Raw genomic sequence first — 25,490 nt, 5'->3', positions numbered from 1 at the left:
AATTTTTGTAAAGATTTTTATTTTTGATTTTTTGTTTTTTGTACAGAATTTTCCATTCAAAAGAAGGGTTTATGATCAATCGAAAAAGCAAAATAAAGAGATTTTTTAGCATACAATTTTTTAGAAAAAAATTATAAACGGCAAACATTATTATGGTGTAATTTTTTCTTAAATTACATATATTTACGTTAACAAAAAAAGAATTAAAACTTGGAGAAGTAATGAAAAAAGTAATAACATTTGGAGAGGTTATGCTCCGGTTAGCTACTCCTGATCATCTACGATTTGTACAGTCTGCTACTTTAAATGCTACCTTTGGTGGAGGAGAAGCAAATGTGGCTGTTTCATTAGCTAATTATGGTATTCCAACTGAATTTGTTACTTTGTTGCCAAAAAATGATATTGCCGACTGGTGTATTGCTGAATTACGAAAGTATAATGTTGGAACAAATTATATTATTAGAGATAGAGGGGAAGGTCGGATGGGTATTTATTTTTTGGAAACTGGTGCTGTTGCTCGAGCATCCAAAGTGATATATGATCGAGCATCTTCGACTTTTGCACATATTCATCCAGGTATAATTACATGGCGAGAGATTTTTGAAGAAGCGAAATGGTTCCACTGGACAGGAATCACACCGTCTTTATCACAGGGGGCTGCCGATGTTTGTTTAGAAGCTATTAAAGTAGCTAATGAATTGGGAATAACTGTTTCTTGTGATTTGAATTATCGGAAAAATTTGTGGAAATGGGGTAAAATTGCTTCTGAAGTAATGCCTGAGCTTGTATCTAGATGCGACATCATTTTAGGAAATGAAGAAGATGCAGAAAAAGTGTTTGGTATTTGTCCAAATGGGGTTGATGTAAAAAAAGCTAAAGATAAAATAAATGCAGAAGCATTTAAATCAGTTTGCGAAAAGTTACAAACTAAGTTTTCAAAGGTAAAAAAGATAATTATTACATTACGTGCTTCTATTAATGCCAATTATAATGTATGGGGAGGATGTTTGTTTGAGAAAGGTAAATTATATCAATCCAAACAATATGATATTACCCATATTGTAGATAGAGTAGGAGGAGGAGATTCTTTTATGGGAGGATTGATTTATGGTTTGATTTCTTATCCTACTGATAATCAAAAAGCTTTGGATTTTGCTGTAGCTGCTTCTGCTTTGAAGCATACAATTTATGGAGATTTTAACATTGTAACTCTTAAAGAAGTGGAACAACTAGTGAAAGGTGATGGTTTGGGACGTATTTCTCGATAAGATATTTTAGGTATATATATATATATAATAAAAATGGCAAGGTTTAGTAAAATACAAGTATTAAGCACCATGTCTGCTACGGGTATAGTACCTATTTTTTATCATAGTAGTATTGAGATAACGAAGAATATAGTAAAAGCTTGTTACAAAGGTGGGATACGGGTATTTGAGTTTACTAATCGAGGAGATTTTGCTTATGAAGTATTTGGTGAATTAAGTAAATTTGTAAATAAAGAATGTTCTGAACTGATTTTAGGCGTAGGTTCAATTGTGGATGCTCCTACAGCTTCACTTTATATCCAATTGGGGGCAAATTTTATTGTAAGTCCTCTGTTTAATTCCGATGTGGCGCGAGTAGTCAATAGAAGGTTGGTACCCTATATTCCGGGTTGTGGTTCTGTTTCCGAGGTTGGATTAGCTCAGGAAGTAGGTTGTGATTTATGTAAGATTTTCCCTGGAGATTTATTAGGGACTACTTTTGTAAAAAGTATAAAAGCCCCTATGCCTTGGTCGCTATTGATGGTGACCGGTGGAGTAAAACCTGAAAAAGATAATATTAAATCTTGGTTTAGTGCAGGAGCAACTTGTGTAGGAATAGGATCTAGTTTTTTTCCAAAAGAAACTATTGTAAATAGAGAATGGAATAAAATTAGTGAGATGTGCAGTTATGCATTGAAAATTTTTAATGAGGTAATGGAGTAACTAAAATTGTATTAATATTTAACTATCTACACTTTATTTGGAAACAATTAATAAATATTTACATGAAAAGAAGACACAATATCGGTGGGTGGTTTGTGTAATGCTTTTCGGGGCTATTACTATTAATTATCTTGATAGGCAAGTTTTGTCGTTAACTTGGCCTAAATATATTGGACCGGAATTTGGTTGGACAAATGATAATTATGGTAGTATCACTGCTTGGTTTTCGTTATTTTATGCTGTGAGTATGTTGTTTATAGGACATTGCATAGATTGGTTAGGTACTAAAAAGGGATTCCTTTTGGCAGTTGGAATATGGTCAATAGGTGCCTTTTTGCATGCATTTTGTGCTGTAATTACTTTGGGTGAAGTAGGTGGAGAATGGTTTGTCAGTTTTGACAAGACGCGAGATATTATTGCTGTGCTTAAAAAGTCTAATGCTGAGTCAATAATTTCTATAAGTGTCACCTTGTTTCTTTGTGCTCGTTTGGTTTTGGCATTTGGAGAGGCTGGTAATTTTCCATCGGCCATTAAAGCTACAGCTGAATATTTTCCTAAAAAAGATAGAGCGTTTTCTACGAGTATTTTTAATTCTGGGGCTACAATAGGTGCAATGATAGCTCCAGCTGTCATTCTTTATATTTCCTCTATATGGGGTTGGGAAATGGCTTTTATTATCATTGGTTTTTTGGGATTTATTTGGATGGGATTTTGGATATTTCTTTATAAGAAACCAGAGGTGAATCCGAGAGTAAATAGAGCCGAATTGGAATATATTCGGCAGGATAAATATTCGGAAGATATTGTTGAAACGATGCAAGAAGCGCAGTTATCTTTTTTGCGTTGTTTCCAGTTTAAACAGACATGGGCATTTGCGGTGGGTAAGTTTATGACCGATGGTGTATGGTGGTTTTATCTTTTTTGGATACCAAAGTATTTGCAAACTGTATTTGGTTTAGAAGGTAAAGCTCAAATATTTCCACTTACAATTCTTTATATGGTTGTTATGTTATCTATTGTTGGAGGATGGTTACCCACTTTTTTTATAGAAAAAAAAGGAATGAATCCATATGCTGGTAGAATGAAAGCAATGTTGATATTTGCTTTCATTCCACTTGTAGCTTTGTTTGTTCAACCATTGGGGACATATACATATTGGTTGCCGGTTATTCTTATCGGAGTTGCTGGTGCTGCGCACCAGGCTTGGTCTGCTAACATTTTTTCAATTACTGGAGATATGTTCCCTAGAAAAGCTATTGCGACAATCACTGGTATTGGAGGGATGGCTGGTGGAATTGGTTCTTTTTTTATTCAAAAAACAGCAGGAAAATTATTTGATTATGCTAGTAATAATCAAATAATTTTTGGAGGATTTAAAGGAGAATCAGCAGGATATTTTATTATTTTTTGTACTTGTGCAATTGCTTATTTAATTAGCTGGGTCATTATGAAAATACTCGTCCCTGTATATAAACCAATTATTGGTTAATATATAAAATTAAATTCATTTATTTCCGAATGCCTGTCTTAACTTGATATTAGTGAAAACTTTTTTTGTATAAAGTGAGAAGTTTCCTTGCATAATCCAATTGTAATAGGAAGGGTCTTCACGTAAGACTTCTTCTACAAGAAGTCCTTTATATTTACCAAAGTTAAAAAGTTCTTGTTTTTTTTCGTTGTATACGATACGTCCTGCAAAATCAACATTTTTTTTATTAAAAGAAGAATAGTTGGAAAGAAAAATGATATCATTTTGCAGGTCAGGATATTTATCCAATTGAGCTTTTAATACTTCATAAGTTGCTTTCGCATCTTCTGCAGCACTATGTGCGTTTTCCAAGTCTCTATTACAATAAAACTTGAGTGCAGCTAGTAAAGTACGTGGTTCTTTTTTGTGGAAAATAGTTTGAACATCTACGAATTTCTGTTTCGTCCAATCGACATCTATTCCTGCTCGTAAAAATTCCTCCGCTAAAATAGGAATGTCGAAACGATTAGAGTTATAACCTGCTAAGTCACATCCCTCAATTTGAGATGCCAATAATTTAGCTATTGCTTTAAATGGGAGAGCATTTTTTACATCTTCGTTTGTAATACCATGTATATCACTTGCTTCTTTTGGAATGGGGATTTCTGGATTAATTCTTCGTGTTTTAATTTCTTTTTCATCGTTAGGCATCACTTTTAAATAAGAAATCTCCACGATACGATCTGAAATAATGTTTGTTCCCGTCGTTTCCAAATCAAAAAAGACGATAGGCCTTTTCAAGTTCAATTTCATTCTTTTAGCATCATTGGCATTAATAACATTAATAAATCCTCATTTTCTTTATTTTCTTTAGGTAAAATTAAGCCTGCTCGTGTTACATCTGCCAGTTCGAAAATGATTTCATTTGATGAAATATTGTTTAACATTTCAATCAGGTAAGTTCCTTTAAAACCAATAGTTATTTCATTACCTTCATAATTGCAAAGAACTAATTCCTCAGCAGCGATGGAATAATCAATATCTTGTGCTGTAATAAAAATCTTATTAGCCAATATTTGCAGTTTGATCAAACTGTTACCCGGATTAGAAAAGAGGGTAACACGTTTTAGAGCATTGAGAAAGTTTAATCTGTCTACAATTATTCTGTATGGGCTTTCATTTGGAATGACTGCATTGTAGTTAGGATAATGTCCTTCAATTAAACGACTTATTAGTGTGAAATGAGGCAAAATAATATGAATATAATTGAGATCAAAATTGATGACTGTTTCACCCTCTTCACGTAGAAGAATAGTTCTTAATAGATTAGCTGGTTTTCTAGGGAGGATAAATGAAGAAGATTTATTTCCAGATAATCTTGAATTTTTGAGACGGACTAATTTATGTCCATCGGAAGCAACAAAAATGACACGCTCTGGATCCATATCAAAAAATATGCTATTCATAACCGGGCGGAGCTCGTCATGAGCGGACGCAAAGAGAGTACTGGAAATACCGTTCAATAAGTCTTTTGTTTTGATAATTAATTCATGAACTTCTATTTGCAAAGGTTTGCTTGTAGGATATTCATCTCCATTTTGGGCAATGAAACTGTATTTCCCATTTTCGTAGTAAATCAATACTTCGTTATTCGTTTCATTTATTACGAAAGTAATGGGTTGATCTGGAAGTTCTCTTAGTGCATCCAGTAGATTTTTAGATGGGATGGCAAATTTCCCTTCTCCTTCTGCATTGAGTACTTCGGAAGTAGTGGTAATTCGTGTTTCGGCATCAGCTCCTGTAATAGTTAATTGATTATCTGATAGTTGGAACAAAAAACAATCTAAAATTGGAATAATATTTTTAGTTGCAATAACTTTCCCGACTGTTTGTAAATAACCGAGCAATACATTACCTGGTATGATAAATTTCATATTCCTGTTTTATATTTAGGGCAAATTTATGTATAAATTCCTTAAATATGCAAAAATATTTATTTAAGCACAAGAGTTTTTCTATTTCATTTGTTTGTAGTATCATGAAAGCGGTATTGAATTAGTCTTAAACTAATTAGGACCACAACTAATGTTATTCCTACATCAGCTGTAATTGCTAGCACTAAATTATTATAACCTATAAAAGTTAGTAGGATAAAGATAAATTTTGTCGCAATTGCTCCGAATGTATTCCATCGAATAGTTTTTAGTGTCTTTTGAGCAAGACGGATAAGAAAAGGTAATAAAGATAATTTGTTGTTCATCAAAACAATGTCGGCAACCTCAATTGCTTTATCACTTCCGGATGTACCAATAGCAATACCTACTGAAGAAGAAGCCAAAGCTGGTAAATCGTTAACCTCATCACTAATCATTGCAACATATTTATATCTTTGTTTTAATTCTTTAATTCTTTCCACTTTGTCATAGGGTAAAAGTTCACCAAATACATTTTTAATATGTAATCTATCAGCTACATATTGTGTAGATTGTTGATTATCACTAGTTATTATTACTATTTTTATACCCATATTTTGCAATTCATTAATAATTTCATCAATGTGCGGTCTCACTTCATCACTTAATCCGAATATACCCTTTATTTTTTCTTCACAACTAATAATAACACTTGTCTTACCTTCTATAGACAACTTATTAATAATTTCTCTTGTTTCTTTATCTATGAGATAATTTTTTTCAATAAAAGTCTTACCGACTAAAATTAATTTTCCTTTGCAAATTGTACCTTGAGATTTGCCTTTTTCACAGACTATGTTTTCAAATATTATTCCTTTGTGAGGAATAAAATCTTCTTTTTTTGAAGTTTTTACAATTGTTTGTGCAAGAGGATATTTAGAAAGTAATTCTGTTCTAGCCCTACAATTAAATAACTCTTCTTTACTAATTCCATTCAATGGAATTATATCCGAAATAATTGGTTTCCCATAAGTTATGGTCCCTGTTTTATTTAATCCTACAACTTTTATAAGAGCAAGAATTTCAAGAAATTTGCCTCCTTTTATTAAAGCTCCTTTAGAGGAAGCATTGCCCAGTGCTGCATAGATTGCTACAGGTGTTGAAATAACCAATGCACATGGACAAGAAATAATTAATAACATAATGGATTGATGTAAACATTGTTGAAAATTTCTATGTAGAAAAAATACAGGTATTACAATTAATAATATGGCACAAAAAATAACAATTGGTGTATAGATTCTTGCAAATTTTTCTATAAATTTTTGTGCATTTGATTGGTTTCTATGGGGTTCTTTAACAAGTGAAACGATTTTTGAAAAAATAGAATCTTTGTATTCTTTTGTAGTGCGAATTTCTATAAATTCATCGTTTCCTTTGCTTTTTGATCCTTCTCTATTTTTATTCCATGTTCCGGCAAAAACGTTGTCTCCCTTAGTTTTGAATACAGGAAGTAGTTCGCCTGTAATAAAAGATTCATCTATTAGAGTTTCACCTTTTTCTATAATTCCATCTAAAGGAATTTGCTTATACGGTTCTATTTGGATAATAGTCCCCACTTTTATTGTGTCTATTGGAATAGAATAGCCTACATTTTTAACTAATACTGTTTTTGGAATATTATTAATCAAACGATTGGTTGTAGACAAGCTATTTTCAATTCCAGTATTTTCCAATTTTTCTCCTAATGCATACAATACAATTACTGCTGCTGCTTCTGTATAATCTCCAAGATAATAGGCAGCAAGTATAACTATTAATATTAGGAGATTAATACTTCCAAAATTGAATTTAAATAATGATTCTATCCCGTTTATCAAAATTTTCCATCCGGAGGTTAAGATAAATATGCTGTATATGATAGGAGAATAAGGGAATGGGATATTTATCCCAAAATGTGAAAATATTTCTAGTATAAATACTACTATTGTTAAATTTATTAAGTATAAGAAATTGTTATTGTTTAAAGGTAATTTCATATTTATAGATGGAGTAAATAAAAATATATAAAGTTTAAAACTTGGTTATACTATTTATAATAGACAGTATGATGTAAAAAACAATTATTAAACTAATTCCTAAAAAAGGCATACTGAATACTAGAAATAAAATATAAAGGGCAATAAAAATAAATATCAAATAAAAGGAGTAAACGTTATTTTTCCATTTTAGGGGTTTTTTAAACTTGAGAGAAATCATTGGCAAAGAAGAAACCATTAAGAAACAGAAAATAAATACTAATAGAAGTGTCAAAATAGTAATGGTAGTAGAATAATAATAGTTAAAAGAAAAAATATGACAAGAGGGTATAAGTCCTGCCCAAAACAGAGCTGAAGCCGGAACAGGTAAGCCTAAAAAAGAAATTGTTTGTTGAGTATCAATATTGAAGTGTGCTAGCCGTAATGCTGCAAAAATAGCTAATAGAAAAGCACAATAGGGTGTAATTACAGAATTATTGATTGATTTTAAAAAAGTGTAAACAATACACGAAGGAGCTATTCCAAAACTAACTATATCTGCTAAGGAGTCTAATTCTGCACCTAATTTAGATTGAATTTTTAGTAAAAAGGCAGATAATCCGTCTAAATAATCGCAAATACAGGCAAGAAGAATAAAAAAAAATGCTTTTTTTTGATCTGCAAAATCCAGACTCATCACAGAAGCTATACATCCAAACAATAGGTTCAAACAGGTAATTATATTAGGAATATAATTCATAAAAATCGTTTATTTAATTCTTCTTCCGATAGCATAAATATAATTAATTTACCATCCGGAGTATACTTTGGCGAAGTAGACGAAAAAAGTCTTGCAATTAGTGTATGGATTTCTTCTTCTGAAAAAAAATTTCCATAATTAATAGCTGTTTTTTGAGCTAAAACAAGAATCAAGGATTCCGTTATTTCTTCTTTAATTTCACAGCTTGTAGTGAGAATTTTATCTATTATTTCTTGAAGAGTTGCAATTATATCTATGTTTTCCGATCCAGCTGGGATGCCATTAATTGAATAAATATTGTTTCCCAGATCTTTCAAATCGAAACCAATGAATGCTAAATCGTCTAAAATATAGGGTAATATAGTTATTTCTTTAGGTGTAAAAGAAATTTTTTCAGGGAAAAGAAGTCTTTGGGAAATTCCTTGTTTATGGTTTATCCGCTTTATATAGTCATCAAAAAGAATTCTAATATGTGCTCTTCGCTGGTCTATAAATATTATCCCAGATTTGAGAGAAAGAATTAAATATTTTCCTTTATACTGTAAATAAGTTGTTTTTATACGTTCAGCAGTACCTTCAGTATTATTGGTTTGATTTTTAAGACATGATTGTTTCCAATTTATTTGTGAATTTTCATACACATATTTATCGCTAAAAGGGTTATAATCCGAATACATCTGAATTATAGGAGGAGTTATTTGTATTTCTTTTCCTCTATAGCTTGGTATATCAATTACTTTCTCTTGGTCAAATTCTAAGGTAGGAACTGCAATAGCTTCCTTCACTGCAGAGAAAATTATTTGGAAGAGCATTTGTTCGTTTTCAAACTTTATTTCTGTTTTAGTTGGATGGATATTAATATCAATACTTGCAGGGTCGATTTTTATGTAGAGGAAGTAGTTAGGATGGTCTCCAATAGGGATAAAAGGTTCAAAAGCTAGAATTACTGCTCTGTGAAAATAAGCATGACGCATATATCTGCCATTTGCAAAAAAATACTGCAAAGCACCTCTTTTTTTACTTGCTGTAGGTACACTTATAAATCCGTAAATTTGAATAAACGAAGTGTTAATATTTATTGGGAGCAAATTTTGTGCTATTTTCCCTCCCATTAGATTGGTTATCCGTTGCTTCAAATTTGAGATTGGAAGTGAAATGATTTCTCTACTATTATGCCTGAGGGTAAAAGTAATTTGAGGATTAACCAGTGCTACTCGTTCAAATTCAACTAAAATATTTTTAAATTCTATTTCATTAGATTTGAGGAATTTTCTCCGAGCGGGTATATTGTAAAAAAGATTTTTTACGGAAAAACTACTTCCAGAATGAATTGCAACAGTTTCTTGTTTTTCTACTTTAGAAGCAGATATTCGAATAAATATTCCTATTTCATCCTCTTTTCGACGAGTCTTCAATTCTACTTGAGCAACTGCTGCGATAGAAGCCAATGCTTCTCCCCGAAAGCCCATTGTCCGTAGTGCAAATAAATCTTTTGCACTATGAATTTTGGAAGTAGCATGTCTTTCGAATGAAAGGCGGGCATCTGTTTTTGACATACCTTGCCCATTATCTATTACTTGAATTAGTGAACGTCCAGCATCTTTGATGATTATTTGAATATTGTCTGCTGCTGCATCTACTGCATTTTCTATTAATTCTTTTACAACTGACGCAGGTCTCTGAATAACTTCTCCCGCAGCAATTTGGTTAGCAATAGAGTCAGGCAATAAATGAATAATATCCATAGAAATGCTAATACTGAAATTAGTGAGTTTAGGTCCTGATTCTTTTAGAAAAAATAGAAATAATATGTCGGAGAGCATTAACTAAAATATCTATTTCTTCTTTTGTATTGTAAAAAGCAAAAGAAGCACGAACAGTTCCGTCAATCCCTAGAGTGTTCATAAGTGGTTGAGCACAATGATGACCACTTCTTACAGCAATTCCTAATTGGTTAAGCAATATTCCCATATCGTAATGGTGAATATTATCAACTAAAAAAGAAATAATTGGACCTTTATGTTGAGAAGTACCAAAAATCTTTATATTAGGTATTTGTTCTAACTGATTGGTTGCATAGTTTGATAAGAATTGTTCGTAAGAACAAATATTGTTAAGACCTACTTTTTCGATATATCGGATAGCTTCACCCAAAGCAATTACTCCCACATAATTAGGAGTTCCTGCTTCAAACTTAAAAGGAAGTTCATTGAAAATAGTTTTCTCAAAAGTGACATCCGCAATCATTTCTCCTCCACCTTGATAGGGAGGAAGTTTATCTAACCAATTTTCTTTGCCATATAAAACACCTACTCCAGGTGTACCATACATTTTATGTGCAGAAAAAACCATAAAATCACAGTCTAATAATTTGACATCTGTCGATACGTGTTGTACAGATTGAGCTGCATCAATCATTATTGGAATATTATAACTATGCCCTAATTGGATAATATCGGTAATTGGATTAATAGTACCTAGAACATTGGATATTGATATTACAGCAATGAGTTTTGTTTTGAGAGAAATTAAACATTCAATATCTTCTAATCGGATTTCTCCTGTTTTTGTAATGGGTATTATTTTTAGTTTAATACCATTAATATCACTTTGAATTTGCCATGGTACAATGTTCGCATGATGTTCCATAGCCGTTAGGATAATCTCATCTTCTTTGTGACATTGCGAACGACAAAAACTACTTGCTAGTAAGTTAATAGAGTCAGTCGTTCCTCGTGTAAATACAATTTCGTTAGAATTCGGAGCATTAATGTATCTCTGAACCGTTTTTCTTGCTTCTTCGTACGATTCTGTTGCCAATTGGCTCAAATAATGAATTCCTCTATGAATATTAGCATTAATTGTTGTGTACACTTCATTTATTTTTTGAATTACCACTAAAGGTTTTTGGGTAGTAGCTGCATTGTCTAAGTACACTAATGGTTTCCCATAAATTTCTCGTGATAGAATTGGAAAATCTTTGCGTATGTTGTTGACATCTAATGCGTGCATCTTTGACATTTTATTAATCTTTCTTTAAAACGCTTTTCTACTAATAATTGTAGTCGTTTTTTCAAACCTTTTATACTAATTCCTCCCAAAATATCGGAGACAAAAGCTGTTTTTAATAAAAAACGAGCTTCATTATCAGGGATACCTCGTGATCGCATATAAAATAAAGCAGTTTCATCTAAATGACCTATACTCATTCCGTGCGAACATTTTACATCATCAGTGTAAATCTCCAGTTGAGGTTTAGAATGCATTTGGCAAGTATTGCTACCTAGTATACTACGGTTACTTTGATAAGCTTTTGTCTTATAAGCGTTAGGACTGACAACAATTTTTCCAACAAAAGCGCCAATTGATTCTTCGTCCAGTACATATTTGAATAATTCGTTACTATAACATTTTGGAGCATTATGATAAATAAGTGTACAGTTATCAATTTTCTGTTTTTCGTCAGCAATAGCTACTCCGTAAATATAAGTTTCTGCATTTTCCTTTTTCAAGTCTATTGTATAGTTATTTTGTGTGATACCATTCCTTAATGTAATAGTATCTATTACTAGCTTAGAAGATTCCTTTTGACAAACAAAATTGTGAGTTAGACGAATTGTTTTTTTACTACTCTCTTCCAATTCATAAAAGTCGAGTACAGATCGTTCTTCAAGATATATTTCAGTAATTTGTACAAACGCAGAGGTTGGGTTTTCATTAGTAGTATGGTCGCAAATTAACAATTTTGCTTGTGCATTTTGTTCAAGAATGATCAAATTTCTTCTATTAACCATTAAATCAACTTTACTATTAAGTATATTAGTTAGTTGGATAGGTGTTTTAACAATAACATTTTTCGGAATATATAATACATATCCGTCTTGAATAAACATTGTATTGAAAGCAGATAATCCATCTCCTTGAAAACTGGATTGACGGTTATAATACTTTAAAAATATATCCGGATATTGTTTGGCAAATGTATTCAAGCTCCCAGAAAAAAAACATTCTGGCAATTTTTGTTTATCCTCGTTCTTTTTTCTTTCGTGCTCCAAAAAATACCCATTTATTACGAAGTGTTGAATGCAAGAAATTAGCTGAGGAACATTGTAATAAAGAGTCGTATTGGGGTTAATTTTTTTACCTGATAAATCTAAATAAAGTCTTGAGTTCTCTTTTAATAATGTAGCAACATCGATATTTGTACATCGATGATCTTCTACATTTGGGGGAAACCCTAAATGTTGAAAGTTTTCAAGTGCTTTCTCTCGATGAGAATTTAAGAGAGAATTGCAAAATTTTTCTATTGTTACCTTTTGAGTCTTAAAAAAATCAATATATCGTCTCATTTTTTAGCCAATCATATCCTTTTTTTTCTAGCTCTAACGCTAGAGATGCATCCCCGGTTTTGATGATCCTACCATTGTACAGCACGTGAACTACGTTAGGATGAACATATTCCAATAAACGTTGATAATGTGTAATTATAATAATTGCGTTATCTGATGATTTTAGTTGATTAACTCCATTGGCAACAATACGGAGAGCATCAATATCTAGACCACTATCTGTCTCATCCAAAATTGCTAATTTTGGATTAAGCATTGCCATTTGAAAAATTTCGTTACGTTTTTTTTCTCCTCCTGAAAAACCTTCGTTTACTGAACGATTTACTAGATTTTTATCTAATTGAACGATAGATTGTTTTTCACGCATAATTTTTAGAAACTCGCCAGCAGAAAGAGTTTCTTCTCCTTTGTGTTTTCGATGTTCGTTTACTGCAGTACGTATAAAATTTATTGTACTTACACCAGGTAGTTCTACTGGATATTGGAAACTTAAAAATAATCCTAAGTGTGAACGTTGTTCAGGCAAAAGTTTCAGTAAGTTTTCCCCTTCAAAAATGACTTTCCCCTCGACAATTTTATAGGCTGGATCTCCAACTAGTACTGCCGACAACGTACTTTTCCCTGAACCGTTTGGGCCCATAATTGCATGTATTTCTCCTGCATGTACATTTAAATTCAGACCTTTTAATATTTCTTTTCCATTGACGGAAGCGTGCAAATTTTCTATTACCAGCATACGTGTTCGATAACCAGGGTTAATTTATTTTTGAGAAATAATCTAAATCACTACAATTTTAATGATTTGCGAATAGCCTCTATCTTGGTTTTTGCAGCTGTTTCTGCCATTGCAATTTCTTGACGAGAATTTACTTTGCTGTGTATTTCAATATAGAATTTAATCTTTGGCTCTGTTCCACTTGGACGAATAGAGACCTTTGTGCCATCCTCCGTGAAATACTGCAATACATCGGAAACAGTCGACATATCTAATTTATTCAATTGCTTTGCTCCATTCATAATACGCATTTCTGTTAATTGTAAAAAATCTTTGACAAGAATTATTTTAGATCCTGCCAATTCAGTTGGTAGATTATTTCTATAATTCTTCATCATTACTACAATAGACTCTTCTCCTAATTTCCCCTGTTTAATTACAGAAATACAGACTTCTTTCGAATAACCGTATTCTACGTAAATGTCTTGAAGTAATTCATAAACTGTTTTGCCATTATCTTTTGCCCATGCAGCAATCTCTGCAAATAACATACAAGCACTGACAGCATCTTTATCACGAACAAAATCTTCGGCAAGAAATCCATAACTTTCTTCACCACCTCCAATAAAAGTTTTCTTTCCTTCGTTTTGTCTCAAAATATTGGCAATCCATTTAAACCCCGTGTAGACATCATATAATTGCACATTATTAGTTTCAGCTATTGTTTTAACTGTATCAGTAGATACAATAGTTTTGACTACATATTCATTTCCTTTGAGTTTCCCTTGTTCTTTCCATCGAGCAATTAAATAGTAAATAAAGATTAACAATGTTTGATTGCCATTTAGAAGAATGAACTCTCCTTTTTCATTACGAATAGCAGCCCCCATGCGATCTGCGTCTGGATCAGAAGCCATTACGATATCTGCACCATTTACTTTTGCTTTCTCTATTGCTAATAGTAAAGCTGACGCTTCTTCTGGATTAGGAGACTGTACGGTTGGAAAATCCCCACTAACGATATCTTGTTCTGGAACACGGATAATATTTTTAAAACCCAACAGTGATAAAACTTGTGGAATTAAAGTAACACCTGTCCCATGGAGAGGTGTATAAACAATTTTGATATCCTTATTTCGGAGAATAGCATTTTTAGAAATGGAAATATTTAATAAGTCTTTGATATATTTCTCATCAATCTTATTGTCTATTAATTGAATTAGTGAGCAATTTTCGTTTAACTTTTTAATATCTTCCGGAGTAATCCTATTTACTTCCTCAATAATGTTTTTATCATGTGGATCGATTACTTGTGCTCCATCGTTCCAGTAAACTTTATAACCGTTGTATTCTTTGGGATTATGTGATGCAGTGATGCAAATACCACTTTGACATCTCAAATACCTGACAGTATAACTAATCTCTGGTGTGGGACGTAATGCGGAGAACAAATAAACACGAATCCCATTTGCAGAAAAAATTTCTGCACTTCGTTTAGCAAATAATTGACTGTTATTCCTACAATCGTAACCGATAACAACACTAATTTCTGCCAATCGACCAAACTCTTTTTTTAAATAATTTGCTAATCCTTGAGTAGCGAATCCTATTGTATAAATATTCATTCGGTTCGTTCCAACTCCTATGATACCACGGAGTCCTCCCGTGCCAAATTCTAAATCTTTATAAAAAGCTTCTATTAAATCAGTCGGATCTTCTTTTTCTAGAAGTTCTTTCACTTTTTTGCGAGTCTCTTCATTGTAATCGCTTGAAAGCCATCCAATTGCTTTCATTCTCACTTGCTCTACTAAAGAGTTATCCATAAAATTGTGATTCATGTAAAAGTTTTATAATACGCAAATATAACATAAAAACCATGCTTTCTATACTTTGTTGATCAAAGCAATAGAAAAATCGTTTTAATCATTCTTGTTCAGACAAAGAGCCATATTCAATGCTTTGACGGCTTCTGCATATTGGTTGCGAGGAATTACAAATTGCATATTTACTTGCATGAGTGACTGACCAAAGCATTCAATGTTGATGTTTTGGTCACTTAATGCTTTCGCTCCTTTATATAGAAAACCCGGATGAGCAATATTAGTGCCCATTGCACATACAATTGCTACTGGACGAATAGTTAGTTGATAAACTTGTTTCTCCATCTCTTTTAACATGATATATGTACTAGGTTTATCCCAAACAACTATTGTAATGCTATTGGCATTGGTAGATTTAAGAATATAACTGATGTTATGTTCTTTCATGATTTGCATAACTCTCAAATCATATCCTGCCTCACCTACCATTAAAGGGTCATGAACTTCAAAAGCAATTACTTTATCAGTGCCAGAGACAATTTCAATTTTAGGGTTGGGTGAAATATAGTCATTGGAAATAATAGTTCCCGGATGATCTGGTTCAAATGTGTTTTTGATTCGAATTTTTATTCCAGCTAATTCTAATGGTTTGGCTGCTCTTGGGTGAAGAGCTTCCATACCTAAATCTGCTAGTTGATCAGCAATGATATAGTTAGTTCTTCCCACTGGGATGGATTTGTTTACTCCTACTATATTAGGATCAGCACTTGAGAGATGATACTCTTTATGAATAATTGCTTCATCTGCTTTAACTGCTACTGCAATTTTACTGAAAGTAACTTCAGAATATCCCCTGTCGAAAACTCGCATAATTCCTTCTACACCCTTTGTATAGCCAGTAGCTATACAAAGAGTTTTGGAAAAATCAATTCCCTCAAAAGCTTTATGGACTCGTTCTTCAATAGTCAAAAATTCATTGTCGTCAAAACCACATAAATCTATGAATGTGGCATTAATACTATTGTTATTTAGAATGTTAACCGAATTCCAAGCAGAATGGGCTTCTCCCAAAGAAGCCAGTATTTCCCTTGCTGCCAAGTAAATATTAATTTTTTCTACATACCCTGATGCAATTACTTGATGCATAGAGGATAGATATATTTTTGCTTGTTTTATACGATATTTAATAAAATTATTGGCTTCTGTTAAATTTAGACCAATGGATTCTAATGATTGATTGATATTCAGTAATCTTTTATAGAAGGTGTCGAGAGCTATTTCATATTCTTCATTGTTAAGGAAATAAGTATAAATACCTGGTTCTCCTGTTTTTTTATGTTCTAATAACCAATTTGTTACATTATTGTAGGCGGAAACTACAAAAATACGGTTGTACATTATCTCTTTTGTTCGGTTACGTTTGATGATATTATTTAGACATCTTTCAAAATGTGACATTGACGTTCCGCCAATTTTTTCTACTGTAAACATTTTTGACTTTTAAAAGTTTTTTAGTAAAACTCCATTCATAATTTTTTGTAAATTTAATTATTTATAGTAAACCTGTAGGAACTATATTGTGGTTTTATGCTATAGTAGCTATGAGAAAGTTTTTCATTTCTTTGTATCAAATTTTTATTTGGTTACCGTTATTTTTATTATTCACTATAATAGTGGCTATTGTTACTGTAATAGGATGCTTGCTAGGTAGTGAAAAGGTTTTTAGCTACTACCCATGTAAGATATGGTCGAGATTTAATTGTATAATTACCTTTTGTAGAATAAAAGTAACTGGTAAGGAGAAATTGAAGAAAAATCAATCTTATGTTTTTGTTGCTAATCATCAGGGAATTTATGATTGTTGGCTAATTTTTGGTTATCTGGGTATTCCAATCAAATGGATTATGAAACGGAGTTTGCGGAAGATACCTTTTGTAGGTAAGGCTTGTGAATTGTCTGGTTTTATTTTTGTGGATGACTCATCACCAATGACAAGAGTAAAAGCTATTTATGAAGCCAAAGAGAAATTTAAAAATGGTGCTTCTATTGCTATTTTTCCGGAAGGTTCTCGTACAGCAACAGGTAAATTAGGAAAATTTAAAAATGGTGCTTTTCGCATAGCATTGGATCTCCAATTGCCAATTGTCCCAATTACACTTAATGGTTCATATGAAGTGATGCCTCGGAATACTATTTTTATTTGTCCTCATAGAATGGAAATAATAATTCATGACCCCATTAGCACGGCAGATTTAATACCAATGGCACCCAATATTCATTTACTGAGCGATAAAGCTTGGAAGAAGATAGAATCTTCACTCTGGGAACAATATAGGAGTGAGTAGTCTTACCCTACATTTCCTTCTAAAGTAATTTGTAATAGTTTATGGGCTTCCATTGCAAATTCCATGGGAAGTTTATTTAGTATTTCTTCAACATATCCGTTTATTATTAGATTTATCGCATTCTCCTTGGAAATACCTCGTTGGTTACAATAAAACAATTGGTCTTCGCTAATTTTAGAAGTTGTGGCTTCGTGTTCTACAACTGCTGAATTATTTTTGATATCCATATAAGGAAAAGTATGTGCCCCACAAGTATCACTTAGTAATAAACTATCACATTGCGAATGATTGCGTGCATTTTTTGCTTCTTTACTAATATGAATCAATCCACGATAACTATTTTGACTTTTTCCTGTTGAAATCCCCTTGGATACAATTCTGCTGCGAGTATTTTTACCTAAATGTATCATCTTAGTTCCAGTATCTGCTTGTTGGTAATTATTGGTAACGGCAACCGAATAGAATTCACCGATAGAATTGTCTCCTGCAAGAATACAACTTGGATATTTCCACGTAATAGATGAACCGGTTTCTACTTGTGTCCATGAAATTTTGGAAAATGCTCCTTTGCAAATCCCGCGTTTAGTTACAAAATTGTAGATTCCGCCTTTCCCATTTTTGTCTCCTGGATACCAATTTTGAACAGTTGAATATTTTACTTCAGCATGATCCAATGCAATTATTTCAACAATAGCAGCGTGTAATTGATTTTTATCCCGCATAGGGGCTGTGCATCCCTCCAAATAACTAACATAAGAACCTTCTTCTGCTATGATTAGAGTTCGTTCGAACTGGCCAGTATTCATAGCGTTTATACGAAAATATGTAGATAATTCCATTGGACATCTTATTCCCTTAGGAATAAATACGAATGAGCCATCGCTGAATACAGCTGAATTTAATGCAGAAAAAAAATTATCACGATAAGGCACTACACTACCTAAATATTTTTTTACTAAATCGGAATATTCTTGAACTGCCTCACTAAAAGAACAAAAGATAATGCCTTTTTCTGCTAATTTTTCTTTAAAAGTTGTTTTAATTGAAATACTATCCATTACAGCATCTACAGCTGTACCAGAAAAAATTTTCTGTTCCTGTAAGGGAACCCCTAATTTATTGAATGTTTTAATCAATTCTGGATCAATTTCATCAGGGTATTGTAATTTTCCTTTGGGTTTAGGAGCAGCATAATAAATAATGTTTTGATAGTCGATAGGTGGGATCTTGAGATGTGTCCAAGTAGGCATTTGTTGCCTTAACCAATAATAATAAGATTTTAAGCGAAAATCGAGTAACCATTTTGGCTCGTTTTTTTTAGCAGAGATAAGACAAATAACATCTTTGCTTAATCCGTAAGGGATTAATTCTGTACTTACATTTGAAGTAAAACCATATTCATAGTCTTTATCTGCAAATGTTTGCAACATTGTATCATTTGGATTTTCTTTATCTGGCATGGAAAAACTTTTCTAAATGATTGGCTTGAAACATCCAAAATTAGTCATTTTTTGTTTCAAACAATGATGTCTTATTTTATTGGAGAGATTGATGGGTGTTTGCACCACTAAGTACTCTTGTTACAGTAGGAGTATAAGTGATAGTGGCACAAAGTGGCTGTTCTAAATTTTTCATTGGAAATGCTGGTTCGTAACCAGTTTACTCTATCCGTAGGATAAGTTACATCATCAATGTATCAACAAGAGATTCTGAAATGTAAGGGATATGGAGGGAAGATCAAACAAGGAACTCACAGCCAAGTGTAGGAAATCTATTTCTCTTATGTTGTTCAAGTTAGAGACTTTTTATACACTGTAATTTTATTCAGATGTGTACGATAATCTCTGTATCTATTCTAAGTACGGTCATAGAATCTAGTATAGATCTAGCTGAGGAGTATAAATATAACTAATGCATTGGGAGTGAAAGCGTCTTCTATACTTCCATAGATGACATCGAGGAAAGAAAACGGGAAGAATTTTCTCGTGAGGTATATTAGAAGATAATTTCGAATGTTTTTAACATCGATAGATCTTGCAAATGTCAAATATGTTTTTTTGCTTTGCATCTAAATCTAACTTGTAACTTGGAGGTTAGACCACTTTGGGAGTGGGATATGTTATTTAACATAATGTTAATATGCTTGAATAAAGACTTATTACAAAGAAGCTATGAAATATGATTTTGATGCTATAGAAAAAAAATGGCAAAAATATTGGAAAGAAAATCGTACTTATCAGGTAAATATAGATAGGAATAAACCGAAATATTATGTATTGGATATGTTTCCTTATCCGTCTGGTGTAGGGTTACATGTCGGTCATCCACTTGGATATATTGCTTCTGATATTTATGCCCGTTACAAACGATTAAAAGGTTTTAATGTATTGCATCCTATGGGTTACGATGCTTATGGACTTCCAGCCGAACAATACGCTATTCAAACAGGTCAGCATCCGTCTATAACTACTAAGGAAAACATCAATCGTTACAGGAAGCAATTAGATAAAATTGGTTTTTGTTTTGATTGGGATAGAGAGATTCGCACTTGTGACCCTAAATATTATCAGTGGACACAGTGGGTGTTTATTCAAATGTTCAATTCATATTATTGCAAAGAAGCACAAAGGGCGCGGCCTATTACTGAATTGGTAAAAATTTTGGAAAATCAAGGAACTGGAGGATTACATCTTGCTTGTACCAAAGAAATTCATTTGACAGCAAATGAGTGGCAAATGAAAGATGAAAAAAGCAAGCAGGCAATACTAATGAATTATCGTATTGCTTATTTATCAGATATTGTAGTGAATTGGTGTCCAGCTTTGGGAACTGTTTTAGCCAATGATGAAATAAGTGGAGGTATATCTATACGTGGTGGTTATACAGTGGAACAACGTAAGATGCGTCAGTGGTGTTTACGTATTTCAGCTTATGCTAAACGTTTGTTAGAAGGGTTGGATAAAATAGAGTGGACGGATTCATTGAAAAAGATGCAGCGCAATTGGATAGGACGTTCAGAAGGAGTAGAATTAAGGTTTAAAATTAAGGATGAAAATATTGAATTTATGATTTTTACCACTCGTCCTGAAACCATTTTTGGAGTTACATTTATAGTAATTGCTCCTGAAAGTGAATGGCTCACACAGACAATAATTTCTAAGAAAAAGGATTCGGTCGATTCCTATTTAAATTTGGTGAAGAGGCGTACTGAAAGAGAACGTATCAGCAATAGAAAAGTAACAGGAGTATTTACGGGTTCTTATGCTGTACACCCAATAAGTGGGGAAACGATTCCTATTTGGATTTCCGATTATATATTAGCTGACTATGGGACAGGAGCTGTCATGGCTGTTCCTGCACATGACAGTCGTGATTATGCTTTTGCTAAACATTTTGATTTACCAATAATTCCTTTAATTGAGGATATTGATATATCTAAAGAAAGTTTTGACATTAAAGAGGGGATTATGACAAATTCCGATTTCTTAAATGGTTTATCAGTAAAGCAGGCTATTCAAAAAGTGAAAGAATATATAAAAGATGAAAATTTAGGAAAAATCAAGGTTAATTATCGCTTACGCGATGCTATTTTTAGTCGCCAACGATATTGGGGAGAACCTTTTCCTATTTACTATAAAAATGGAATACCCTATGCTGTAGATGAGGAAGACCTTCCTATTAAACTTCCAGAAATAGATAAATTTTTACCTGCTGAAACTGGAAAACCTCCACTAGGGCGTGCTAAAAATTGGACATACAAAGGTTATCCGTTGGAATTAACTACTATGCCTGGATTTGCTGGTTCTTCGGCTTATTACTTACGGTACGAAGACCCACATAACAGTGAATGTTTAGTTTCTTCTGAAGCTAATGAATATTGGCAAAATGTAGATTTATATATTGGTGGAATAGAGCATGCTACAGGACACTTGATTTACAGTCGTTTTTGGAATAAATTTTTGTTCGATTTAGGTATTGTTGCAAAAGAAGAACCTTTCAAGAAATTAATCAATCAAGGGATGATTCAGGGACGTTCCAACTTTGTTTATCGAATAAAGAATACTAATACGTTTGTTTCTTACGGGCTAAAGCATCAATACGATGTTACCCCTATTCATGTAGATATCAATCTAGTTTTTGATGATGTTTTGAATATTGAATCTTTTAGAGATTGGAACTCAGAATATAAAAATGCCGAATTTATTTTGGAAAATGGGAAATATGTTTGTGGTTGGGCAATAGAAAAGATGTCAAAGTCTATGTTCAATACAGTTAGTCCTGACAATATAGTAAATAGATTTGGAGCGGATGCATTTCGTTTATATGAAATGTTTTTGGGACCATTGGAACAATCTAAACCATGGGATACAAAGGGGATAGATGGAATTGCTCGTTTTTTAAAACGTTTATGGAATTTATTTTTTGAAAATGATGTACTTAAAGTTTCAAACTCTTTACCTCTTGATAAAGAGCTGAAATCAATTCACAAATTGATTAAAAAGGTGAGTTGGGATATTGAAAATTTTTCTTTCAATACTTCTGTAGCGGCTTTTATGATTTGTATAAATGAGTTGACATTATTGAAATGCAGTAAGCATTCTATACTGAGCGATTTAGTTATTGTACTTGCTCCTTTTGCCCCTCATATTGCTGAAGAATTATGGCATCTATTAGGTAATGAAGCAACAATTTTCGATTCACAATTCCCTAAGTGTAATGAGGAATATTTAAAAGAAGAAAATGTGAAATATACTGTTTCGTTCAATGGTAAAGCTCGTTTCATATTGAATTTTCCAAAAAAAATATCTGAGGAAAATGTTAAGGATACAGTATTAAAATGTGAAAGTTCAAAAAAATGGTTGAAAAACAAAATACCAAAAAAAATAATTATCATTCCTAATAAAATCGTAAACATTGTTTTTGATTAATTATTTAAATCATGTGCATGGGGGGGGTACCTTTAGAATTATTAAAGTAATATTGGGATTTGGGTATTTTCAATGATATTATTCCATTTTTGATCTATCCTATGTTCCAATATATTATTACATTATTTATATCATTTAACCCAAGTTTAACAATACCTGAATACAATTGTTAAATTTGTATTTGTTGTTTAATTGATCAATATTTGCATACACTCCTATCGGAGTAGCGTGCTTGATTTGTTCCAATTTTTAGTTTGAGATTAAATTTATTTTAGGTTGTAAGGATTGCAGATTAAGTTGTTTCATATTATTTCTTGAGATATGTGCATAAAAAAGAAAAAAAAAATTCGTATAGAGTATCCTTCATCGGAAAAAATATATATGCCGGGAGAGCTACATGATATTCGTGTAGGAATGCGTAGAATTCATTTGACAGATACTGTTGAAAAGAAAGAAAACAAAAAACAGGAAAGGAAATTTAATCTTCCAGTCATTGTTTATGATACTAGCGGTCATTATTCCGACCCCTGTGTTGTTACAGATATCCATAAAGGACTGGAAAGAATAAGAGAAAAATGGATAGAGGACAGAAACGATACAGAACAATTAGAGGGTTTTTCCTCTCATTATTGTAATGAGAGAATAGCAAATATTCGTCTTATTAACAATGTCTGTTTTCCTATTATTCATTTTCCTCGTAGAGCGAGAAGTGGGAAAAATATTACACAAATGTATTATGCTAAACAGGGAATTATCACTCCAGAGATGGAATATGTGTCTATTCGTGAAAATGTGCAGAATAAAGATTTGGGTGTTTTGTCTCATATTACACCGGAATTTGTTCGGAGTGAAGTTGCTGCTGGACGTGCTATTATCCCTGCCAATATTAATCATCCGGAAGCTGAACCAATGATTATTGGAACTCATTTTTTAGTGAAGGTAAATACCAATATAGGGACTTCTACTTTATTATCTAGTATAGAGGAAGAGATTGAAAAAACAGTGTGGAGTTGTAAATGGGGAAGTGATACAATAATGGATTTATCCACTGGTGTTCATATAAGTGAAACTCGCGAATGGATTATTCGTAATTGTCCTATTCCAGTAGGTACTGTTCCTATTTATCAAACTCTTGAAAAAGTAAACGGTAATATAGAGCAACTAAGTTGGGAATTATATCGTGATGTACTTATTGAGCAATGTGAACAAGGTGTAGATTATTTTACCATTCATGCAGGACTGCTTAAAGATTCACTTTCTTTAATTAAAAGAAGAACAACAGGTATTGTATCTCGTGGGGGTGCAATCCTTGCTAATTGGATGAATTTATATGAAAAGGAAAACTTTCTTTATACGCATTTTGACGAGATATGTGAGATACTGAAACAGTATGATGTAGCCATTTCTTTGGGGGACGGTCTTCGTCCTGGTTCTATTGCGGATTCAAATGATGCTGCCCAATTTGCTGAACTAAAAGTGTTAGGAGAATTGACACAAAAAGCATGGAAACACCATGTGCAAGTTTTGATAGAAGGGCCAGGACATGTTCCTATTAATAAGGTGAAGGAAAATATGGATAAACAAACAAGATATTGTAATGGAGCTCCTTTCTATACGTTAGGACCTCTTACTATTGATATTGCGCCAGGCTATGACCATATTGCTTCTGCTATTGGGGCAGCTCAAATAGCTTATTATGGTGCATCCATGGTTTGCTACGTTACTCCAAAAGAACACCTTGGTTTACCTAATAAAGAAGATGTAAGAGCCGGGGTTATTGCCTATAAAATAGCTGCCCACGCTGCGGATATCGCGAAAGGGCATCCTGGAGCACAAATAAGAGATGATTCTCTGAGCAAGGCGCGTTTTGATTTTAGATGGAGAGATCAATTTAATCTTTCTCTCGACCCTGAAAAAGCATTAGAACAGTACAAAGCCAGTGGAAAACTGGCAGAAGATGATCATTGTACTATGTGTGGTCCTCATTTTTGTGCAATGAAATTAACTAAGAGCATGGTTTGTAATGAAACACTATAAACGGGTATTATCTGTTGCCGGAAGCGATCCGAGTGGAGGTGCAGGGATACAAGCAGACTTGAAAACTGTTTCTGCGTGTGGTTGTTATGGAACAACAGTAATTACAGCTATAGTGGATGAAAATACAATAAGTGTTAAAAATATTCATCCTATTCCTATTTCATTCGTAATAGGGCAGATTCATTCTGTACTTAATGATATTGGAACAGATTCAGTAAAGATAGGTATGCTTTATTCTTCTGAATTGATTCGTGCAGTACGAAATTCATTTTTGACTTATAATACCATACGAAATATTGTGTTGGACCCAGTTATGGTTGCAACTTCAGGAGATTTTTTACTTTCTAACAATTCTATAGATACGTTAAAAAATGAGTTTATTCCATTTGTGCGCGTAGTAACACCTAATATTCAAGAAGCAGAGATATTATTAGACAGAACTATAACCAATGCAGAGGATTTTTTGCTAGCTGTAAAAGATTTATCTTTCGGCAGAAAGGTGTCTGTTTTATTAAAGGCAGGACATTTAGAAGAAGAAACTTTGACAGACGTATTTTATAATGCAGAAACAGATGAGATATTGTATTTTTCCCATCCTCGTATAAAAACAAAAAATACGCATGGAACAGGTTGTACATTATCTTCGGCGATAGCAGCTTATTTAGCCTGTGGCTGTATTCTAAATGATGCGATAAGAAAGGCAGAAACTTATATTATACAAGCCATACGTGTTGGTTCTAAATATAGTATAGGTAAGGGTCATGGTCCAGTACATCACTTTTCCCATTTTTGGGAATAAGTACCTTTGAATTAATCTACGCTATGCGTGAATAAAACATCTACGATACGAATTAGGTTAGAAGACTAAAGGGGGGTCTTTGTATCTTTTAGTAAAGATATACTGTATCTTTTAGTAAAGATATACTACAAATATTCACTGCTTGAATGACTTCTTCTTTCTCATCTCCCCTCCCCTATCTCCACTTTCTTCTTCAGATTGATTTACAATTTCCAATCAAAGTAAATCTACGAACAGTTCATCTTCTGCTTGAAAGTTTTTTCCGCACAAGAGATACACCCAAATAAAATCTGGGTTTTAATGATTATTTAGTTTATGTCAACAATAGCATAGGTGTTATTAAATTATTAATATTCATTGTTGCAATG

General features: G+C 32.7%; 18 protein-coding genes. 7 read left to right on the top strand and 11 right to left on the bottom strand.

Annotated features, from left to right (window positions below):
- The first annotated feature begins 221 nt into the window (after positions 1 to 221).
- The 3 genes from CFPG_RS03720 to CFPG_RS03710 are packed head-to-tail and all read left to right on the top strand — an operon-like array spanning position 222 to position 3,459.
- On the top strand, positions 222 to 1,268 hold the full coding sequence (locus tag CFPG_RS03720; protein ID WP_012573671.1) for a sugar kinase: 1,047 nt from the start codon (positions 222 to 224) through the stop codon (positions 1,266 to 1,268).
- Between the two features lie 33 nt (positions 1,269 to 1,301).
- Entirely contained in the window at positions 1,302 to 1,970 is a 669-nt protein-coding gene (locus CFPG_RS03715) for a bifunctional 4-hydroxy-2-oxoglutarate aldolase/2-dehydro-3-deoxy-phosphogluconate aldolase (protein WP_041572424.1), read from the top strand.
- A 37-nt stretch (positions 1,971 to 2,007) separates the two neighbouring features.
- Positions 2,008 to 3,459 carry an MFS transporter gene (locus CFPG_RS03710; RefSeq protein WP_012573669.1) on the top strand — a complete coding sequence of 484 codons (1,452 nt, stop codon included), beginning with the start codon at positions 2,008 to 2,010 and terminating at the stop codon, positions 3,457 to 3,459.
- 15 nt (positions 3,460 to 3,474) lie between these two features.
- Here the strand turns inward: CFPG_RS03710 and CFPG_RS03705 are convergent, their stop codons facing one another.
- The 10 genes from CFPG_RS03705 to CFPG_RS03660 form a co-directional block, all read right to left on the bottom strand.
- Entirely contained in the window at positions 3,475 to 4,251 is a 777-nt protein-coding gene (locus tag CFPG_RS03705; RefSeq protein ID WP_012573668.1) for a 3'-5' exonuclease, read from the bottom strand.
- Entirely contained in the window at positions 4,248 to 5,372 is a 1,125-nt protein-coding gene (gene dnaN / locus CFPG_RS03700; protein ID WP_012573667.1) for a DNA polymerase III subunit beta, read from the bottom strand. Before dnaN ends, CFPG_RS03705 begins: the two co-directional genes overlap by 4 nt.
- 86 nt (positions 5,373 to 5,458) lie before the next feature.
- The gene (locus CFPG_RS03695) at positions 5,459 to 7,231 is read right to left on the bottom strand and encodes a heavy metal translocating P-type ATPase (protein WP_265347972.1); all 1,773 of its coding nucleotides are present in this window, start codon (positions 7,229 to 7,231) and stop codon (positions 5,459 to 5,461) included.
- Positions 7,232 to 7,424: 193 nt separating this feature from the next.
- Positions 7,425 to 8,129 carry a CDP-alcohol phosphatidyltransferase family protein gene (locus CFPG_RS03690; protein WP_012573665.1) on the bottom strand — a complete coding sequence of 235 codons (705 nt, stop codon included), beginning with the start codon at positions 8,127 to 8,129 and terminating at the stop codon, positions 7,425 to 7,427.
- Positions 8,126 to 9,874, bottom strand: coding sequence for a DNA mismatch repair endonuclease MutL (gene mutL / locus CFPG_RS03685; protein ID WP_012573664.1), 1,749 nt, complete (start codon positions 9,872 to 9,874; stop codon positions 8,126 to 8,128). Before mutL ends, CFPG_RS03690 begins: the two co-directional genes overlap by 4 nt.
- Before the next feature lie 28 nt (positions 9,875 to 9,902).
- Entirely contained in the window at positions 9,903 to 11,141 is a 1,239-nt protein-coding gene (locus tag CFPG_RS03680) for an aminotransferase class V-fold PLP-dependent enzyme (protein WP_012573663.1), read from the bottom strand.
- Entirely contained in the window at positions 11,129 to 12,478 is a 1,350-nt protein-coding gene (gene sufD, locus CFPG_RS03675; protein ID WP_012573662.1) for a Fe-S cluster assembly protein SufD, read from the bottom strand. The genes CFPG_RS03680 and sufD overlap by 13 nt, the downstream gene beginning before the upstream one ends.
- Positions 12,462 to 13,214 (bottom strand): Fe-S cluster assembly ATPase SufC, encoded by a 753-nt coding sequence (gene sufC, locus CFPG_RS03670; RefSeq protein WP_012573661.1) that lies wholly within the window; start codon positions 13,212 to 13,214, stop codon positions 12,462 to 12,464. Before sufC ends, sufD begins: the two co-directional genes overlap by 17 nt.
- 50 nt (positions 13,215 to 13,264) lie before the next feature.
- Positions 13,265 to 15,031 carry a phospho-sugar mutase gene (locus CFPG_RS03665; protein ID WP_012573660.1) on the bottom strand — a complete coding sequence of 589 codons (1,767 nt, stop codon included), beginning with the start codon at positions 15,029 to 15,031 and terminating at the stop codon, positions 13,265 to 13,267.
- Positions 15,032 to 15,112: 81 nt separating this feature from the next.
- Positions 15,113 to 16,504, bottom strand: coding sequence for an aspartate kinase (locus tag CFPG_RS03660; RefSeq protein WP_012573659.1), 1,392 nt, complete (start codon positions 16,502 to 16,504; stop codon positions 15,113 to 15,115).
- Positions 16,505 to 16,614: 110 nt separating this feature from the next.
- Here CFPG_RS03660 and CFPG_RS03655 point away from each other — a divergent pair, with 110 nt between their 5' ends.
- Entirely contained in the window at positions 16,615 to 17,358 is a 744-nt protein-coding gene (locus CFPG_RS03655) for a lysophospholipid acyltransferase family protein (protein WP_041572555.1), read from the top strand.
- Positions 17,359 to 17,360: 2 nt separating this feature from the next.
- Here the strand turns inward: CFPG_RS03655 and sufB are convergent, their stop codons facing one another.
- Positions 17,361 to 18,818 (bottom strand): Fe-S cluster assembly protein SufB, encoded by a 1,458-nt coding sequence (gene sufB, locus CFPG_RS03650; protein ID WP_012573657.1) that lies wholly within the window; start codon positions 18,816 to 18,818, stop codon positions 17,361 to 17,363.
- A 711-nt stretch (positions 18,819 to 19,529) separates the two neighbouring features.
- On the opposite strand from sufB, the gene leuS reads away from it, so the two are divergent.
- The 3 genes from leuS (at position 19,530) to thiD (ending at position 25,122) form a co-directional block, all read left to right on the top strand.
- The gene (gene leuS / locus CFPG_RS03645; protein WP_012573656.1) at positions 19,530 to 22,286 is read left to right on the top strand and encodes a leucine--tRNA ligase; all 2,757 of its coding nucleotides are present in this window, start codon (positions 19,530 to 19,532) and stop codon (positions 22,284 to 22,286) included.
- Between the two features lie 327 nt (positions 22,287 to 22,613).
- Positions 22,614 to 24,323 (top strand): phosphomethylpyrimidine synthase ThiC, encoded by a 1,710-nt coding sequence (gene thiC / locus CFPG_RS03640; RefSeq protein WP_322107773.1) that lies wholly within the window; start codon positions 22,614 to 22,616, stop codon positions 24,321 to 24,323.
- Positions 24,310 to 25,122: a bifunctional hydroxymethylpyrimidine kinase/phosphomethylpyrimidine kinase gene (gene thiD, locus CFPG_RS03635; RefSeq protein WP_012573654.1), complete on the top strand. Its 813-nt coding sequence runs from the start codon at positions 24,310 to 24,312 to the stop codon at positions 25,120 to 25,122. The genes thiC and thiD overlap by 14 nt, the downstream gene beginning before the upstream one ends.
- The last annotated feature ends 368 nt before the right edge of the window (positions 25,123 to 25,490 follow it).

The organism is Candidatus Azobacteroides pseudotrichonymphae genomovar. CFP2 (assembly GCF_000010645.1).
Classification (GTDB): Bacteria; Bacteroidota; Bacteroidia; order Bacteroidales; family Azobacteroidaceae; genus Azobacteroides; species Azobacteroides pseudotrichonymphae.
Note: the sequence above shows the minus strand (reverse complement) of the source record. Positions and strands in the feature narration are given on the sequence as shown.

Coding starts and splice junctions, on each gene's coding strand:
- CFPG_RS03660 (WP_012573659.1), bottom strand. CDS start 16,504: ATGTTTACAGTAGAAAAAATTGGCGGAACGTCAATGTCACATTTTGAA.
- thiD (WP_012573654.1), top strand. CDS start 24,310: ATGAAACACTATAAACGGGTATTATCTGTTGCCGGAAGCGATCCGAGT.
- CFPG_RS03720 (WP_012573671.1), top strand. CDS start 222: ATGAAAAAAGTAATAACATTTGGAGAGGTTATGCTCCGGTTAGCTACT.
- CFPG_RS03665 (WP_012573660.1), bottom strand. CDS start 15,031: ATGAATCACAATTTTATGGATAACTCTTTAGTAGAGCAAGTGAGAATG.
- CFPG_RS03705 (WP_012573668.1), bottom strand. CDS start 4,251: ATGAAATTGAACTTGAAAAGGCCTATCGTCTTTTTTGATTTGGAAACG.
- CFPG_RS03690 (WP_012573665.1), bottom strand. CDS start 8,129: ATGAATTATATTCCTAATATAATTACCTGTTTGAACCTATTGTTTGGA.
- sufB (WP_012573657.1), bottom strand. CDS start 18,818: ATGCCAGATAAAGAAAATCCAAATGATACAATGTTGCAAACATTTGCA.
- dnaN (WP_012573667.1), bottom strand. CDS start 5,372: ATGAAATTTATCATACCAGGTAATGTATTGCTCGGTTATTTACAAACA.
- mutL (WP_012573664.1), bottom strand. CDS start 9,874: ATGGATATTATTCATTTATTGCCTGACTCTATTGCTAACCAAATTGCT.
- sufD (WP_012573662.1), bottom strand. CDS start 12,478: ATGAGACGATATATTGATTTTTTTAAGACTCAAAAGGTAACAATAGAA.
- CFPG_RS03680 (WP_012573663.1), bottom strand. CDS start 11,141: ATGCACGCATTAGATGTCAACAACATACGCAAAGATTTTCCAATTCTA.
- leuS (WP_012573656.1), top strand. CDS start 19,530: ATGAAATATGATTTTGATGCTATAGAAAAAAAATGGCAAAAATATTGG.
- CFPG_RS03715 (WP_041572424.1), top strand. CDS start 1,302: ATGGCAAGGTTTAGTAAAATACAAGTATTAAGCACCATGTCTGCTACG.
- sufC (WP_012573661.1), bottom strand. CDS start 13,214: ATGCTGGTAATAGAAAATTTGCACGCTTCCGTCAATGGAAAAGAAATA.
- CFPG_RS03655 (WP_041572555.1), top strand. CDS start 16,615: ATGAGAAAGTTTTTCATTTCTTTGTATCAAATTTTTATTTGGTTACCG.